Origin of the sequence: Pseudomonas sp. MMS21 TM103 (genome assembly GCF_022132145.1) — a bacterium.
In the GTDB taxonomy this organism is placed as follows: domain Bacteria; phylum Pseudomonadota; class Gammaproteobacteria; order Pseudomonadales; family Pseudomonadaceae; genus Aquipseudomonas.
In genome coordinates this window covers 315148-331061 of sequence record NZ_JAJISP010000004.1, presented here as the reverse complement: position 1 = coordinate 331061, position 15914 = coordinate 315148, and the positions used below count along the sequence as shown (strand labels likewise).

The 15914-nt window shown below is 65.0% G+C and carries 14 protein-coding genes and 1 riboswitch; of the genes, 2 read left to right on the top strand and 12 right to left on the bottom strand.

Annotated features, from left to right (window positions below; genetic code table 11):
• Positions 1 to 124: 124 nt before the first annotated feature.
• The 12 genes from LJY18_RS14985 to LJY18_RS14930 form a co-directional block, all read right to left on the bottom strand.
• Entirely contained in the window at positions 125 to 772 is a 648-nt protein-coding gene (locus LJY18_RS14985) for a retropepsin-like aspartic protease family protein (protein WP_238042617.1), read from the bottom strand.
• 17 nt (positions 773 to 789) lie between these two features.
• Positions 790 to 1527 (bottom strand): transporter substrate-binding domain-containing protein, encoded by a 738-nt coding sequence (locus LJY18_RS14980; RefSeq protein WP_238042616.1) that lies wholly within the window; start codon positions 1525 to 1527, stop codon positions 790 to 792.
• 191 nt (positions 1528 to 1718) lie between these two features.
• Entirely contained in the window at positions 1719 to 2231 is a 513-nt protein-coding gene (locus tag LJY18_RS14975) for a phosphatidylglycerophosphatase A family protein (RefSeq protein WP_238042615.1), read from the bottom strand.
• The gene (thiL, locus tag LJY18_RS14970) at positions 2224 to 3192 is read right to left on the bottom strand and encodes a thiamine-phosphate kinase (RefSeq protein ID WP_238042614.1); all 969 of its coding nucleotides are present in this window, start codon (positions 3190 to 3192) and stop codon (positions 2224 to 2226) included. The genes LJY18_RS14975 and thiL overlap by 8 nt, the downstream gene beginning before the upstream one ends.
• 104 nt (positions 3193 to 3296) lie before the next feature.
• The gene (gene nusB / locus LJY18_RS14965) at positions 3297 to 3788 is read right to left on the bottom strand and encodes a transcription antitermination factor NusB (protein WP_238042613.1); all 492 of its coding nucleotides are present in this window, start codon (positions 3786 to 3788) and stop codon (positions 3297 to 3299) included.
• A complete protein-coding gene (gene ribH / locus LJY18_RS14960) occupies positions 3785 to 4261 on the bottom strand; it encodes a 6,7-dimethyl-8-ribityllumazine synthase (protein ID WP_087515564.1) in 477 nt (158 codons plus the stop codon). Before ribH ends, nusB begins: the two co-directional genes overlap by 4 nt.
• Positions 4262 to 4447: 186 nt before the next feature.
• On the bottom strand, positions 4448 to 5542 hold the full coding sequence (gene ribBA / locus LJY18_RS14955; protein ID WP_238042612.1) for a bifunctional 3,4-dihydroxy-2-butanone-4-phosphate synthase/GTP cyclohydrolase II: 1095 nt from the start codon (positions 5540 to 5542) through the stop codon (positions 4448 to 4450).
• Between the two features lie 12 nt (positions 5543 to 5554).
• Positions 5555 to 6217 (bottom strand): riboflavin synthase, encoded by a 663-nt coding sequence (locus LJY18_RS14950; protein WP_238042611.1) that lies wholly within the window; start codon positions 6215 to 6217, stop codon positions 5555 to 5557.
• Positions 6218 to 6342: 125 nt separating this feature from the next.
• A riboswitch (FMN riboswitch) is annotated at positions 6343 to 6503 on the bottom strand.
• 180 nt (positions 6504 to 6683) lie between these two features.
• On the bottom strand, positions 6684 to 7550 hold the full coding sequence (locus tag LJY18_RS14945) for an MBL fold metallo-hydrolase (protein WP_238042610.1): 867 nt from the start codon (positions 7548 to 7550) through the stop codon (positions 6684 to 6686).
• 118 nt (positions 7551 to 7668) lie between these two features.
• Positions 7669 to 9441, bottom strand: coding sequence for an acyl-CoA dehydrogenase C-terminal domain-containing protein (locus LJY18_RS14940; RefSeq protein ID WP_238042609.1), 1773 nt, complete (start codon positions 9439 to 9441; stop codon positions 7669 to 7671).
• Positions 9442 to 9510: 69 nt separating this feature from the next.
• Entirely contained in the window at positions 9511 to 10884 is a 1374-nt protein-coding gene (locus tag LJY18_RS14935) for a solute carrier family 23 protein (protein WP_238042608.1), read from the bottom strand.
• A 115-nt stretch (positions 10885 to 10999) separates the two neighbouring features.
• Entirely contained in the window at positions 11000 to 12622 is a 1623-nt protein-coding gene (locus LJY18_RS14930; RefSeq protein ID WP_238042607.1) for an acyl-CoA synthetase, read from the bottom strand.
• 258 nt (positions 12623 to 12880) lie between these two features.
• Between LJY18_RS14930 and LJY18_RS14925 the strand changes: the two genes are divergently transcribed.
• Together LJY18_RS14925 and LJY18_RS14920 are read left to right on the top strand one after the other, a co-directional pair.
• Positions 12881 to 15178 (top strand): PAS domain-containing sensor histidine kinase, encoded by a 2298-nt coding sequence (locus LJY18_RS14925; protein ID WP_238042606.1) that lies wholly within the window; start codon positions 12881 to 12883, stop codon positions 15176 to 15178.
• Entirely contained in the window at positions 15175 to 15822 is a 648-nt protein-coding gene (locus LJY18_RS14920) for a response regulator transcription factor (protein ID WP_238042605.1), read from the top strand. Before LJY18_RS14925 ends, LJY18_RS14920 begins: the two co-directional genes overlap by 4 nt.
• Positions 15823 to 15914 lie beyond the last annotated feature (92 nt).

Genomic DNA, 15914 nt, shown 5'->3' with positions numbered 1-15914 from the left:
GATAAGGGCTGGAAATTTGCGAGGGCGCATTGTAACAGCAGCCCCCGCCGGCGGGTCAGCCTGAATTACCGATGATAAGGATCGGATAAGCCGCACGCTGCGAACCCGGCAGTTCAGGTGCAGCTCATAGCTTGGATTCCAGCACCAGCAGGTCCTGCTCCACCCGCCAGCCAACCCGGCTCAGAAAGCTCATGCCGAGCAGCGCCTCGGTGGGTGAGCCACCCTCCAGCACCACCGCCTCGACGCCGAGCACTTCCAGGGTGCCGACCTTGACGCTGTTGAGGTTGACCCGCCAGCCACGCACGGTGCCGCTGGCGGTATTGACCTGCAGCGGCTGGCCGACCACGCGATAGTCGATGCCCAGGCGGCGCGCCTGACCATCGTTGAGGGCGACCGAAGTGGCACCGGTGTCGACCAGGAACTGCACCGGATGGCCATCCACCGAGCCGGCGATCCAGTAATGTCCGCCAATGCCTTTGGCAATGCTCAACTGGCGCGTTTTCGGCTCGGCAAAACCTTCGCTGTATTCCCGGCTCAGGGTGTAAGTGCGTTCCACGCCATTCACCCGCAACACGGCCCCGCGACTGTCGGCACTGACCACCACCACCCCCCCGGGACCGGTCTGGCCGGCCTTCACCAGTTTGCGCTGGCCGTCGACATTGAGCACCGCGGCACCGGGGAACAGGCCGACCACCAGCACCAGGGGCTCCGCCCCGCTCGAGCCGCAGGCCACTAGCAGCGCCGCGACAGTCAACGATTTCAGTCCACGCATCAGGCTCTCACATTCGGTTAATCGAAGGGGTAGGGTTGCTGCCAGCGCTTGAACAGGGGGCGCAAGCTGTGTGCTTCGACCAGCACCGCCATGCGCTGGTCGTAGATCTGGGCCAAGGCTTGGCCACGCGGAGTATCGGCAAATCCCAGGTACACCGGCAAACGGGTCAGGTCGGTAATCCGGTAGCGCGCCGGATCGCTGGCCGTCTCAAGTACCTCGTCGACCTCTGTGCGCGCATCTATATAAAAATCCGTGCGGTCAAGCTTCAGCATATTGAGGATATCGCTTTGACGCTGCACTGCCCGGTAGTGCGTCAAATTCGGCAGATAGCGTTGATATTCGTAGCCACGCATCCACACCAGGCGAAACTTGCCGAGCGTCGCCAGACTTGGCGCTGGCAGCTCGCTCAAGCCCAGCGCACTGATCTGATCGACGTCATAATGCCAGTGCGGGTAGAGCACGCCTTTTTCCACTTCATTGAGGTAGGAACCGACCCAGGCATCGGCCTCACCGCGCTGTACCAGACCAATGGAGCGGGTATAAGGCACGCTCTGGATCAGCAGGGCGATGCCCGCGGGCTCGAACACCTGACGCAGAATATCCCAGGCCAGCCCCGTACCGTCGGCATTGGTATGGTCTACCCACACCTCGCTGGCCAGGCGAATCTCCTGCGGCGCAGCAGGATCCGCCAGGGCGCCTGAGCAGCCCAGTACACCGAGTACGCCGAGCAATATAGCCAGCCAGCAGCTCACCATGAGCGATCTCGGCCTGCTTGACCTACCGCCTGATGCAGTGGGCGCGGCAGCCAAGGCAAGGCAGAAATGGCCGAAAAACGGGCCGGGCTGGCGCGCAAGTCTACTGTGGTAAATGAGCATGTTGGCTGGGCTCACTTGTGGGGTGTTTTTTAACGCTGTATTGGCAGCGCCGGTGGATTTTCCACAGTCGGTTAAAGGCCCAGTCCGCTCGCCAGGCCATTGGCCCAGCCCCACACAAGCGCCTGCATGGCCAGCCAGGCGAACACCCCGGCCAGCACATCGTCGAGCATGATGCCGACACCGCCATGCACGTGACGGTCGATCCAGCTGATCGGCCAGGGCTTGAGGATGTCGAACAGGCGGAACATCAGGAAACCCACCAGCAGCCAGGCCCAGCCTTCCGGCACCAGCCACAGGGTGATCCACATGCCGACCATTTCATCCCAGACGATGCCGGCATGGTCATGCACGCGCAGGTCTGCGGCAACCTTGCCGCACAGCCAGAAGCCGAACAGCATGGTGACGCCGAGCATCAGCCAGTAGCCCCAGTCCGGCAGCAGCTGCCACAGCGGGATAAACGGCAGCGCCACCAGCGAGCCCCAGGTGCCCGGCGCCTTGGGCAGGGTGCCCGAGCCAAAGCCGAAGGCGATGAAATGCCATGGATTGCGCCATACCGATGGCGGCACGCTTAGCGGTTCAGTCACCGTCACTCCCAAAATGTTGATAGCCCCGCGCCTGCGGGGTGATGCGTTGACCGCGTTGATCCAGCAGTTGTACGCCTGCCCCTGCTTCGGCGCGACCAATCACGTGGATCGGCCAGCCCTGCGCCTGCAAATCGGCGAGATGCTCAGGCGGCAGGGTAAAGGCCAACAGGTAATCGTCACCACCGCTGAGCGCGCAGTCACACGCGCCACTGGTGCCGAGCAGGGCCAGCAGCGCCGTCGACAGCGGCAGGCGCGCCTGCTCGATCAGCAGCGCCACGCCGGAGGCGGCGGCGATATGCCCGCAGTCGGCCAGCAGGCCATCGGAAATATCCAGCGCCGCTGTAGCCTTGCCGCGCAGCGCCTGGCCCAGCGCCAGTTGCGGTTGCGGCGACCAATAGCGCGCCAGCAAGGGTTCGGCAATCGCCGCCGGCGCCTGACGCTGACCGAGCACCAGCGGCAAGGCGCCGGCGCCATCGCCCAGCTCGCCGCCAACGCAGAGCAAGTCGCCGACCCGGGCACCGGAGCGGGTTAGGGCCCGGCCGCAGGGCACCCGGCCGAACACCGTCAGGGTCAGGCTCAGCGGCCCGCGCGAGGTATCGCCGCCGATCAGGCGCACGGCGCAGGCCTGCGCCATTCGATCGAGGCCGCAGGCGAAGGCTTGCAGCCAGGTCGGTTCGGCGCGGGGGAGAGTCAAGGCCAGGGTGAAGCCGATCGGAGTGGCCCCCATGGCGGCCAGGTCACTGACCGACACGCCCAGGCCACGCTGAGCCAGCAGAAACGGATCGGCTGATTCGGGAAAATGGACTTCGGCAACCAGGGTGTCGGTGGATACCGCCAGCTGCTCGCCAGCCGGCAGTTCCAGCAGGGCACAGTCATCGCCAATGCCCAGCGCCACGCCTTCGCCGGCCTGCGCACAGGACGCCGCAGCGAAGTATTGACGGATCAGCTCGAACTCACCCAAAGATGGCGACTCCTGACAGGTGCATTGCCCGCTGCCGCGAATCACCCGCGGCGACCAGGCGGTCGCCCGGACTCCGCAACTCGCAGTCGCGCGTCAAGAGGCGATCAGCGCCGGTTGGCGCGGACTTCGTCGGCTCGCAGGCGTGGCGCCAGCTTGTCCAACACGCCGTTGACGAACTTGTGCCCGTCGGTGGCACCGAATACCTTGGCCAACTCGATACCTTCGTTGATCACCACGCGATAGGGCACATCGAGGCGGTTCTTCAGCTCGTAGGTCGACAGACGCAGAATCGACAGCTCGACCGGGTCGATCTCCGCGATCGGCCGATCGAGCAGAACCTCGAAGGCCCCGTCGATCTCGCTTTTCTGCCGCGGCACGCCGTGCAGGATCTCGTGGAAGTAGGCCCCGTCGACCGTGCTGAAATCGTTATCGACGCGGAACTGTGCCTCGATCTCGTTCAGTTGCTGACCGGCCATATGCCAGGAGTACAGCGCCTGCATGGCCAGGGTGCGCGCCTGACGGCGCGCCAGGGTTTTGCCACTGGGTGCTTTCTTGCCCGGCTGCGGCTTCTGCCCGGTGCTGTCGTTCTGGCTCACTTGGCCTCCAACTGCGCCAGCAGGCTGACCATTTCCAGGGCGGACAGTGCAGCTTCCGCACCCTTGTTGCCGGCCTTGGTGCCGGAACGCTCAATGGCTTGCTCGATGGAGTCGACGGTCAGTACGCCGAAGGCCACCGGTACGCCGAACTCCATGGACACCTGGGCCAGGCCCTTGGTGCATTCGCCAGCCACGTATTCGAAATGCGGGGTGCCGCCACGGATCACCGCACCCAGGGCGATGATCGCGTCAAAATCACCACGTTGGGCGACTTTCTGGGCGACCAGCGGGATCTCGAAGGCACCCGGCGCACGGATGATGGTGATGTCGCTTTCGCTCACGCCATGGCGAACCAGGGCGTCAACGGCGCCACTTACCAGGCTCTCGACAACGAAGCTGTTAAAGCGGCCGACGACCAGTGCAAAGCGGCCCTTGGGGGCGATGAAAGTACCTTCGATGGTCTTCAGGGTCATAAAACAATTCTCATATAGCGTTAAAGAGCCAGGGGGCAAAAAATCTACAGTTCCAACGGAACAGCGCGTGGCGAGCGCAGGACAGACAAGGCGGAAACAGGCGGGGCTGCGGCGTTTACGGGGGTAAATGGGCAAGCCGAGCCTGTTTGCAACGCAGTATGTCCACGCGCAGTAGCGCGGCGGTCGTTATTCAGCGGGCAGGTATTCTACAACTTCCAGGTCGAAACCGGATATCGCATTGAACTTCATCGGCGAACTCATCAGGCGCATCTTGCGCACCCCGAGGTCACGCAGTATCTGCGAACCGGCGCCGACGGTGCTGTAAGTGGTCGGATTGGCCACTTTCGTCTCGCCGCCCAGCTGCCGTTCCAGGTGTGCCAGCAGGTCAGGGCCGGTCAGCGGGTTGCCCAGCAGCAGCACCACGCCGCTGCCATCCTGGGCAACTTGGGTCATGGCCGCGCGTAGGCTCCAGCGGCCGGGCTGCTTGACCATGAACAGGTCGCGCAGCGGATCCATGTTGTGCACCCGCACCAGGGTCGGCTCATCCGCGCAGATGGTGCCCAGGGTCAGCGCCATGTGCACATCGTTCTCCACCGAATCGCGGTAGGTCACCAGGTTGAACTGGCCCAGTTCGCTATCCAGGATCTGCTCGCTGACGCGCTCGACGGTGCGTTCGTGAATCAGCCGGTAGTGGATCAGGTCGGCGATGGTGCCGATCTTGATGTCGTGGGCCTTGGCGAACTCTTCCAGTTCGGGGCGGCGGGCCATGGTGCCGTCGTCGTTCATGATTTCGCAGATCACCCCGCTCGGCTCGAAGCCACCCATGCGCGCCAGGTCGCAGGCCGCCTCGGTGTGGCCGGCACGGGCCAGCACGCCACCGGGCTGGGCCATCAGCGGGAAGATGTGGCCGGGGCTGACAATGTCGTCGGCTACCGCGTTCCTGGCGGCGGCGGCCTGCACGGTGCGCGCCCGGTCGGCGGCGGAAATGCCGGTGGTGACGCCGATGGCCGCCTCGATCGAGACGGTGAACTTGGTGCCGAAACCGGAGCCGTTGCGCGGTGACATCAGCGGCAGCTTGAGGGTCTCGCAGCGCTCGCGGGTCATCGGCATGCAGATCAGGCCACGGGCGAAACGCGCCATGAAGTTGATGTGCTCGGCGCTCACGCACTCGGAGGCGATGATCAGGTCGCCTTCATTCTCGCGGTCCTCGTCATCCATGAGGATGACCATCTTGCCGGCGCGGATGTCTTCAACCAGTTCTTCGATGCTATTGAGAGCCATGAGGCTATTCCTTCAATTCTTCAGGTAGCCGTGTTCGGCCAAAAAATTTTCCGTCATGCCCGAGGCGCTTGGCTCGGCGGCTTTGTCGCCGAGCAGCAGACGCTCCAGGTAACGCGCCAGCAGGTCGACCTCGAGGTTGACCTGCCGGCCGGGGCGATAGTCGACCATGATGGTCTCGGCCAGGGTGTGCGGCACTATGGTCAGCTCGAATTCGGCGCCATTCACCGCATTGACGGTCAGGCTGGTGCCGTCGACAGTGATCGAGCCTTTGTGGGCGATGTATTTGGCCAGCTCGCGCGGCGCGCGGATGGTGAATTGCACGGCGCGGGCGTTGTCGGCGCGGGCAATGACTTCACCGACACCATCAATATGGCCGCTGACCAGATGGCCGCCGAGGCGACTGGATGGCGTCAGGGCCTTTTCCAGATTGACCGGGCTGCCGGGCTTCAAGTCGATAAAGGCGGTGCGGGCCAGGGTCTCGCGGCTGACATCGGCCCAGAAACCGTCGCCGGGCAGTTCCACCGCAGTCAGGCAGACGCCATTGACCGCGATGCTGTCGCCCAGCTTGACGTCGCCCAAGTCGAGCTTGCCGGTGGCGACATAGACCCGCACGTCGCCGCCCTTGGGCGTCAGCGCACGGATGCTGCCAATGGATTCGATTATGCCGGTGAACATGGGTCCTCCGGTGCTCGAGTGAAGCTGATGTTGAACAGCATGAATGAACTCCTGTTTTGAGCAAAACAGGGCAATGCCGATCGATAGGGATTTCACGGGTGCGCATGCCGCGCCCGAGGAGGGAATCCCGCTCTCTCTTTATCCGGACTATACCGTCGGCCCCGGAATCACACCGGGTCTGCTGACCTTGCCGGGTTGCTTACGCAGCCTGGGCAAGCGCTCGCGGGCTAGGCAATTGACTGCCATTACCGCCGGTGGGGAATCACACCCCGCCCTGAGAACGTTGCGGCCACCGAGGTGGCCGAGACGCGTTTTACCATAATTGCCGCGCGTCTGCACCGCCGCACGACGGTCTGTGCTGGCCGATGGCCGATTTGCCTCGGGCGCTGTCATCGTTCCCCGCGGGGGAACGCCTTTATCTTGGCGGGCTGAAGCCGCCCGGGACTGTGCGCCAGCCTGAGAATGGCTACTGATCCAGGGCGCGAACCGCGCTGCGGGTTTGGCTCAGGCCATAACGGCCTTTGGCGTCACGCACCACCTTGCCCATGGCGATTTCCGGATCATGGGTGAAGACCAGGCGGCCGCCACGGGCCAGCAGGTCGGCGAGCAGCGCTTGTTTCTCCTCGATCAGCCCTTCGGGGAAGCGGTCGTAGCCCATGGTGATCGGCAGGTGCACCCAGGGCGCGCCGGGGATCAGGTCACTGGGGAAGAGCACCGGGCCGCCGGGCATGGCCACTTCGGGCAGAAGCAGTCCCGGGGTGTGGCCATCGCTCCAGTGCAGGCGCCAGTCCGGGCCGAGCAGCTGGCACTGTTCGGTCTCCTCCAGCAAGGTCAGGCGGCCGCTGCTTTCCAGCAGGGCCAGGAGTTCCGGGATATACGAGGCGCGGTCGCGGGCGTGGGGCTGGCAGGCGCGTTGCCACTGGCGCTTGCCGGTGACGTAGCGTGCATTGGCGAACAGCAGGCGTGCCGGCTGATCCTTCTCCCAGGCGGCGAGCAGGCCGCCGGCATGGTCGAAGTGCAGGTGGGTGAGCACCACGATGTCGATGTCGGCATCGTCCAGGCCCAGTTCGGCCAGGCTGTCGAGCAGTACATGGCGGTCTTCCTGAACGCCGAAGCGGTCTTTCTGCTCCGGGCTGAAGAAGGCACCGATACCGGTTTCCACCAGGATATTGCGCCCCTCTTCCTGCACCAGCAGTGCGCGGCAGCCGAGGTCGATACGGTTCTGCTCATCCGCGGCCATCCAGCGCTGCCAAAGGGCCTTGGGGGCGTTGCCGAACATGGCGCCGCCGTCGAGTTTCTGGCTGTTGCCGGTCAGGGTGGTCAGGGTGCGCATGGTCTTCTCGTCTGGCTGGTTGCTATCGGTGCGTAGGGTGCACCCTCGGCTCGAATAAAAAAGCGCGATGTCTCGTTGTCAGCACACCGCGCAAACGCTCAACTATAGCCTTAGCCGGTCAGAACTGTTCAGCGTCCAGGCCATACAGCGGCGCACTGCCGGCGCGGATGCTCGCTTCCAGGCTCAGGGTGCGCGGCAGCAGGCGGGCGAAATAGAAGGCCGCAGTGGCCAGCTTGCCGCCGTAAAAGGCTTGATCCTCGTCGTGCTTGGCTTCGGCCACGGCCGCCATGCGCGCCCACATATAGGCATAGGCGACGTAGCCGAACAGGTGCAGGTACTCCACCGAGGCGGCGCCGACCGCGTTGGCATCCGTCTTGGCCTGCTCCAGCAGCCAGCCGCTGACGCCTTCCAGGCGCTCGAGGGCGGTGACCAGTTCGCTGCCATAAGGCGCTTCGTGCTGGTGGGCGAAGTGACGCACTTCGGCGGCGAACTGGCGCAGCCCGGCCCCGCCGTTGGCCACTACCTTGCGCCCGAGCAGGTCGAGGGCCTGGATACCGTTGGTGCCTTCGTAGATCTGCGCGATGCGCACATCGCGGACCAGTTGCTCCTGGCCCCACTCGCGGATGTAGCCGTGGCCGCCGAACACCTGCTGGCCATGCACGCAGCTTTCCAGGCCACTGTCGGTGAAGAACGCCTTGGCCAGCGGGGTGAGCAGGGCGACCAGGGCCGCGGCGTTATGTTGCTCGTCGGCATCGGCGCCGAACTTGCTCAGGTCGAGTTGCTGGCCGACGTAGCAGGCGAAGGCGCGGCCGCCCTCGGTCATGGCCTTCATGGTCAGCAGCATGCGGCGTACGTCAGCGTGCACGATGATCGGGTCGGCGGCCTTGTCCGGTGCGACCTTGCCGGTGGCGGCGCGGCTCTGCAGGCGCTCGCGGGCGTAAGCGGCGGCGGCCTGGTAGGAGGCTTCGGCGCAGCCGATGCCCTGGATGCCGATCGACAGCCGCTCGTAGTTCATCATGGTGAACATCGCCGCCAGGCCCTTGTTGGCTTCGCCGATCAGGTAACCGCTGGCGCCGTCGAAGTTGATCACGCAGGTGCTGGATGCCTTGATGCCCATCTTGTGTTCGATCGAGCCGCAGCTCACGGCGTTGCGCGCGCCCAGGCTGCCGTCGTCGCCCACCATGACTTTCGGTACCAGGAACAGCGAGATGCCCTTGGGCCCGGCCGGCGCGCCGGGCAGCTTGGCCAGCACCAGGTGGATGATGTTTTCGGTGAGGTCCTGCTCGCCGCCGGTGATGAAGATCTTGCTGCCGCTGATGCTGTAGCTGCCGTCGGCCTGGGGTTCGGCCCTGGTGCGGATCAGGCCCAGGTCGGTGCCGGCATGGGCTTCGGTCAGGCACATGGAGCCGGCCCAGCGGCCCTCGTACATCGGCGGTAGGTAGGTGTTCTTCAGTGCTTCGCTGGCGTGGGCGTCGATCGCCAGGCAGGCGCCGGAACTCAGCGCCGAATAGAGGGCGAAGCTGGAGCCGGCGGCGTAGAGCATCTCTTCGAACTGCACCGCGAGCATCTTGGGCATGCCCATGCCGCCGTAGGCCGGGTTGCCGGACAGGCCGACCCAGCCGCCCTCGATATAGGTGGCGTAGGCCTGCTTGAAGCCGGCCGGGGTGCGCACTTCGCCGGCGACCCATTGCGCGCCTTCCTCGTCGCCGCTGCGGTTGAGCGGGGCGATCAGGCTGCCGGTGACTTTGGCCGCTTCTTCGAGAATGGCGTCGGCGGTGTCGGCATCCACGGTCTCGGCCAGTGCCGGCAGGCGTGCCCACAGGGCTGGCGCGTCGAAGACTTCGTGGAGGACGAAACGCAGGTCGCGCAGGGGGGCGTTGTACTCGGGCATGGGGCACCTCAAAACAGAGTGCCGCAGGCGAACCTGCGGCGTGGGCAAGATAAGTAGGGTTATAGCGCGTTAGTCGACCTCGGGGGCGCCGCTGGTCTTGTCCTTGCTCGAGGCGAACCTGAGCAGGTGGGTGCGCTCGACCAGGATGTACAGCGCGGCACCGGCGGCCAGCCCCCAGCCTGCGCCGTAGACAGCCAGGACCACGCCCATGGTGCCGGCGACGCCGCGCTCGGTGTTGTTGTTGAGTTGCTCGAAACCGACCATCAGGCAGATGTAGCCGGTTAGGATTAGGGTCAGCGACAGGGCGATCGGCAGTACCGGCTGGAAGAAGCTCACCAGCGGCAGGGCGAACAGGGCGATAAAGCCGGTGATCCAGAAGGTGCCGGCACCACTGTAGATCGAGTCCATGGCCTTGCGCCCGTACTTGTAACGCTCGGCCATGGTCGCCGCGACGGCGGTCCACAGCGGCCCGGCCAGGCCCGGGTAGGGGGCGAAGAAGGCGTGCAGGGCGTTGCGCAGGGCGGTCACCAGGTGCACGCGGTCGATATTGTTCTCGATCACTTCATCGGTGCGCAGTTCGTCGGCGCGCTGCATCAGCGACTGGCCGACGATGATGTCGCCGAAGGCGATGATATAGGCGATCACCGCGGTGGGCACGGCCAGCAGGAACACATCCAGACCGGGGAAGCCGACGTTGAACGGCAGGTAGTTCCACATCTCGGCGAAGGCCGGCGCGGTGATGCCGAAGCGCACGTCGGGCATCTTGTATTCGCCGACGGCGATGCCGATAAAAATGGCGATCAACATGCCCGGCACCATGCCGTAGTTGACGATCTTGCGGGCGAAGGGCACGCGCTCGGTGAGGCCCTTGAACGACACCGAGAACATCAGGTACAGGCAGATCAGGCTGCCCAGCACCAGGGAGATCGGGGTGTTGGCCAGGCGTCCGCCGCTGGAAATTTCGCCCATCAGTGCGGCGATACCGGCACCGATGATGATGCCGCCTTTCATCGAGTTGGGAATGATCTTGACCAGGGTGCTGCCCAGGCGGGTGACGCCGAGCACCAGGAAGATCACGAACACCAGAAACTGCAGGGCGAACAGCGCCTGGATCGCTTCCGGGCCGGGCTTGAAGTTACCCAGAAACAGCAGCACCACCGGGATGCCCGGGGTGATCCAGCCGGGCACGAAGGGCACCCCGAGCAGCGCCGGCAGCATGAAGCCGATGCCGCACACCACCACATAGGCCAGGGCCACGTCGTAGGGCAGGCCGAGGTATTTTTCCAGCAGCGGAATCATCGCCAGGCTGACCACGAACATGATCAGCGCCTGGAGCATTTCCGCGGTTTCCCAGCGGTAGTGGATAAACGGCAGGCGCACTCGGAAAGGCCCGAACGACCAGCAGGGTTGCTGTTCGCCATCTTTGCGTTGGTACAGTTGCATGGGTGCTGTCTCCGTTGGCATAGCGCCTCGGGGCGCGTGCCTTTTTGTTGGGTTTTTGTTGTTGTGGATCGGGCTGACTGCCCGCTCGCCGGGCAGGGGCGAGCGGGTTTGTCGATCAGAGCGCCTTGGCCATGTCGCGCAGGACGAATTTCTGGATCTTGCCGGTGCTGGTCTTCGGCAGCTGGGTGAAGACCACGGTTTTCGGCACCTTGAAGCCGGCCAGGTGCTCACGGCAGAACGCGATGATTTCGCTCTCGCGGGTGGCTTGCTGGTCGACCTTGAGGGTGATGAAGGCGCAGGGGGTTTCGCCCCACTTTTCATCCGGGCGGGCGACCACGGCCGCTTCCAGTACCGCGTGGTGGCGGTAGAGCACGGCCTCCAGTTCGATGGTGGAGATGTTCTCGCCACCGGAGATGATGATGTCCTTCAGGCGATCCTTGATCTCCACATAGCCATCGGGGTGACACACGGCCAGGTCGCCGGTGTGGAACCAGCCGCCTTCGAAGGCCTCGGCGGTGGCGCTGGGGTTCTTCAGGTAGCCCTTCATTACGGTGTTGCCGCGCATGAAGATCTCGCCGATGGTCTCGCCATCGCGCGGCGTCGGCTCCAGGGTTTTCGGATCGCCGACCATCAGCCCTTCCAGGGTCGGGTAGCGCACGCCCTGGCGCGATTTGATCTGCGCCCGCTGCTCCAGTGGCAGTTCATCCCATTCGGCATGCCAGGCGCATACGGTGACCGGGCCGTACACCTCGGTGAGGCCGTAGACGTGGGTGACCTTGATGCCCATCTCCTCGACCGCACCTATGACCTTGGCCGGCGGCGCCGCGCCGGCGACCATGGCATTGACCGGGTGCTCGATGGCCGCCTTGGCCGACTCGGGCATGTTGACTAGGGCGTTGAGCACGATGGGGGCGCCGCACAGGTGACTGACCTTGTGCTCGCGGATCAGGTGGAGGATTTTCTGCGGGTCGACGCGGCGCAGGAACACGTGCACGCCGGCTAGGGCGGTGATGGTCCAGGGGTAGCACCAGCCGTTGCAGTGGAACATCGGCAGGGTCCAGAGGTACACCGGGTGGTGACCCATGGCCCAGGTCATCTGGTTGCCCAGCGAGTTGAGATAGGCGCCGCGATGGTGGTAGACCACCCCCTTGGGATTGCCGGTGGTGCCGGAGGTGTAGTTGAGGCTGATCGCCTGCCATTCGTCATCCGGCCATTGCCAGGCGAATTGCGGATCGCCTTCGGCCAGCAGGGCTTCGTAGTCGAGGTCGCTGACCGCCTGGCCTTCGCCGTATTCCGGGTCATCGACATCGATCACCAGCGGCGGATGATCGAGCATGCCGACGGCGGCATGCACCACATCGAAGAACTCGCGGTCGGTGATCAGCACCTTGGCTTCGCCGTGCTGCAGCATGAAGGCGATGGCCTCGGCGTCCAGGCGTACGTTGAGCGGGTTGAGCACCGCGCCGATCATTGGCACGCCGAAATGCGCTTCAAGCATCGCCGGGGTATTGGGCAGCATCAGCGCCACCGTGTCGCCCTTGCCGATGCCGCGGCCGGCCAGGGCCGATGCCAGGCGCCGGCAACGGGCATAGGTCTCGGCCCAGTCGCGGCGAATCGAGCCATGGATCACCGCGGGGTAGTGCGGGTAGACGCTCGCGGTGCGCTCGAGAAAGCTCAGCGGGGAGAGGGCGATGTGGTTAACGGCGGCAGGCGCAAGGCCCTGTTCGTAGATCGACATGCGGGTACCCATGGCAGATTGTTTGCTCTTGTGGCGCCGGTTCGCTGGGCGAGCGGACGCTTGATGTTGTAACCGGAGGCTATTTATATATTCGCCTAGTAAAATATGGAAGTTAAACCATAGTTCTATAGTATGTTTACTAGACCGGCTGGGTGGGGTTATATGCCTTGGTCGCTTTGCATTCCGCGCGCGTTGCCCCGATGCTCGCGGCTGTTCAATTCAGGCTTGCGGACAGCCCGCTGCGAGGAAACACAATCGATGAGTGAGATCCAGGTGCAGTTGCACAGCTGGCTGTGTCTGCAGCGCGAGGCGCTACCCCTGGCGGTGCGCGCCGATGCCTTGCGTCGCACCCTGCAGGCGTGCCCCGAAGTGCGTCAGGCGTTCTTTCTTGGCTGGAAGCCAGGCACGGGCATCTACAGCCATGAAGGCAGTGCCCCGCACCTGCCGCCGGGCTTTGGCGATCCCTTGCAGGTCAGCGATCGGCTGCTGTTCGACGCCCTGGCAGAGCAGCCGCGCCTGAGCCTGGCCGAGTTGCGCGTGTTGCCCTGCTGGCTGGCCGGACGCGTGCGCCGCGCCGCGATCAGCCACGGTCAGGTGCTGGCCTTGCAGCTGGATCAGGGCCAGCCCGGGCTGTTGCTGATCGAACTGCAGGAGGGTATCAGCCTCGATTGGCTCGGTTTCATCCATGAACTGCTGCTGGCCCTGCTGGCCAGCCTGCCCCTGCAGGCGCGCGGCAACGCCCTGCTCGGCGCCGACCCGCAGCCGAGTCTGCTGCTGGATGCCCAGGCTCAGCCGCTGCAATTGAATGCGGCCATGCTCAAGCTGCTGGGCGAGCGGCCGTTGCCGGCGGTGGCCGAGTTTCTGCCGGTCAACGCGGTGCAACTGGTGCGCGCCTGCTTGCAGCAGGGCCGGGCCATCGAGGAGGTGGAGGCGCAGGTCGACGGGCAGATTCTGATCTGGCTGTTCATGCCCGACGCGCTGGAACAGCGGGTCTTGGCCCGTTGCCGGCTGGCCACCGTTCAGGTTCGTGCCGAACGCGAGGCGGCCAAAGCCAGCCGGCTATACCGGCTGATCACCGAGAACACCACCGACCTGATTTCCCGGCACACCCCGGACGGGCGTTTCCTCGATGCCTCGCCGGCCAGCTGGACGCTGCTCGGCTACTGGCCGGAAGAGCTGCGCGGCACCCGGGTGCAGGCGTTGTTCCACCGCCAGGACCAGGCGCAACTGGTGCAGAGCACCCGCGAAGCGCTGGAGCAGGACGGCTACCACACCATGACCTTCCGCATTGCCCACCGCGATGGCCACTACCTGTGGTTCGAGACCGCCAGCCGGGCAATCCGCGAAACCTACACCGGTGCGGTGGTGGAAGTGGTCAGCGTGTCGCGCGACATCACCGCGCGGGTGCAGGCCGAGGAGAACAAGCGCCGCCTGGCCGAAGTGGTCGAGGCCAATACCGACCTGGTGCTGTTTATCGACCCGGGCGGCTGCCTGACCTACCTCAACCCGTCGGCCCGGCATGCCCTGAATATCGCCCCGGACCAGCCGCTGCCCGCGCTGGAAACCTTGCTCGGCGAAGACGATGTGCAACGCCTGCAGGCCCGCGGCTGGGCCACCGCCGATAGCCGCGGGGTGTGGAGCGCCGAGGCCCGCCTGCTGCCGCTGGGTGCGCGCGCGCCGCTGCCGGTGTCGCTGGTGCTGCTGGCCCATCGTGGCAGTGGTGGCGAGCACTACTATTCGCTGGTGGCCCGCGACATGACCGAGCGCGAGCTGCGCGAGGCCCAGCAGCGTCACCATCAGGACGAGCTGGCGCACACCGCGCGACTGGTCACCCTGGGCGAGCTGGCTTCGGGTATCGCCCATGAGATCAACCAGCCGCTGGCGGCGGTAGTCAATTACGCCAGTGCCAGCCAACGCTACCTCAAGGCCCTCGGCACTAATCCGCAGGCGGCGGACAAGGTGGCCCAAGGCCTGGAGCGCATCACCGAACACGCCAACCACGCCGCCGAGGTGATCAAGCGGCTGCGCGCCTTCCTGCGCAAGGGCCAGCGTCGCACCCAGGCCCTGGATATCGCCGAGGTGGCCCGCGAGGCGATGCGCCTGTGTCAGTGGGAGGCGAGCAACTGGCAGGTGAATATCGTCGAGCAACTGGCGGATAATCTGCCGCCGGTCTACGCCGACCGGGTGCTGCTCGAGCAGGTGCTGCTCAACCTGTTGCGCAACGCCATCGACGCCAACCGCGAAGCCCATCCGGGCCAGCCCTCGCGTATCGAACTGAGTGCCGGCGAGCGTGGCGGCCAGTTGTGCGTCTGGGTCAGTGACCAGGGTCCGGGCGTGGCAGCGGCGCAGTTGGAGCACATCTTCACCCCGTTCTACACCAGCAAGGCGGAAGGCCTGGGTCTGGGCCTGTCGATGAGTCGTAGCATTGTCGAAGGCTTTGGTGGTGCCCTGGAGGCTCATCCAGGCAAGGCGGCCGGACTCTGCCTGGAATGTCGGCTGCCGCTGGGCCGGGCTGACGAGGCCGCGAGCAAGAATAACCAGAGGAGCAAGGGATGAGCGGACAAGTGCAACAGCAGGTATATGTGGTCGATGATGACCAGGGCATGCTCGATTCCACCGTCTGGCTGCTGGAGTCGGTGGGGCTCAAGGCCTTGCCCTTTACCAGCGGCCGGGACTTTCTCGAGGCCTGTGCGGCCGAGACCCGTGGCTGCGTGCTGCTGGACGTGCGCATGCCCGGCATGGGGGGGCTGAATGTGCAGGAAGCCCTGCGCGAGCGTGGGATCGAGATGCCGATCATCTTCGTCAGTGGCCATGCCGATGTGCCCATCGTGGTGCGCGCCTTTCGCGCCGGTGCGGTGGACTTTATCGAGAAGCCCTACAACGAACAGTTGCTGCTCGACAGCGTGCAGCAGGCCCTGAGTCGGCCGCCGGCGACCCCGGCGGTGGATGAGCGCCTGCAGGCGGTGCAGGCGCGCCTGGACAGTCTCACCCCGCGCGAGCGCGATGTGCTGCTGCCGCTGGTGTGCGGTTACACCAATCGGGAAGTGGCCGAGCAGCTGGCGATCAGCGTCAAAACCGTCGACCTGTACCGCTCGCGGGTGATGAAGCGCATGCAGGCAGAGACCCTCGCCGATCTGGTCGGCATGGCCATCGCCGCGGGCCTGGTGGATGCCCTGCAGCTGCGCGAGTCAGCGAGCTAGCCAGCGACCGGGTGTTCTGATTGACCTAAGGCCTTAGCGGGTTGCTGGTAAATTGCTATCATGCGCCGTTGCTGGCACTCGGCCTCCGTTGC

Bases quoted from the DNA above. Each gene is read 5' to 3' on its own strand.
- LJY18_RS14985 (WP_238042617.1), bottom strand. From the start codon at position 772: ATGCGTGGACTGAAATCGTTGACTGTCGCGGCGCTGCTAGTGGCCTGC.
- LJY18_RS14980 (WP_238042616.1), bottom strand. From the start codon at position 1,527: ATGGTGAGCTGCTGGCTGGCTATATTGCTCGGCGTACTCGGTGTACTG.
- ribH (WP_087515564.1), bottom strand. From the start codon at position 4,261: ATGACCCTGAAGACCATCGAAGGTACTTTCATCGCCCCCAAGGGCCGC.
- ribBA (WP_238042612.1), bottom strand. From the start codon at position 5,542: ATGGCTCTCAATAGCATCGAAGAACTGGTTGAAGACATCCGCGCCGGC.
- LJY18_RS14950 (WP_238042611.1), bottom strand. From the start codon at position 6,217: ATGTTCACCGGCATAATCGAATCCATTGGCAGCATCCGTGCGCTGACG.
- LJY18_RS14945 (WP_238042610.1), bottom strand. From the start codon at position 7,550: ATGCGCACCCTGACCACCCTGACCGGCAACAGCCAGAAACTCGACGGC.
- LJY18_RS14940 (WP_238042609.1), bottom strand. From the start codon at position 9,441: ATGCCCGAGTACAACGCCCCCCTGCGCGACCTGCGTTTCGTCCTCCAC.
- LJY18_RS14935 (WP_238042608.1), bottom strand. From the start codon at position 10,884: ATGCAACTGTACCAACGCAAAGATGGCGAACAGCAACCCTGCTGGTCG.
- LJY18_RS14930 (WP_238042607.1), bottom strand. From the start codon at position 12,622: ATGTCGATCTACGAACAGGGCCTTGCGCCTGCCGCCGTTAACCACATC.
- LJY18_RS14925 (WP_238042606.1), top strand. From the start codon at position 12,881: ATGAGTGAGATCCAGGTGCAGTTGCACAGCTGGCTGTGTCTGCAGCGC.
- LJY18_RS14920 (WP_238042605.1), top strand. From the start codon at position 15,175: ATGAGCGGACAAGTGCAACAGCAGGTATATGTGGTCGATGATGACCAG.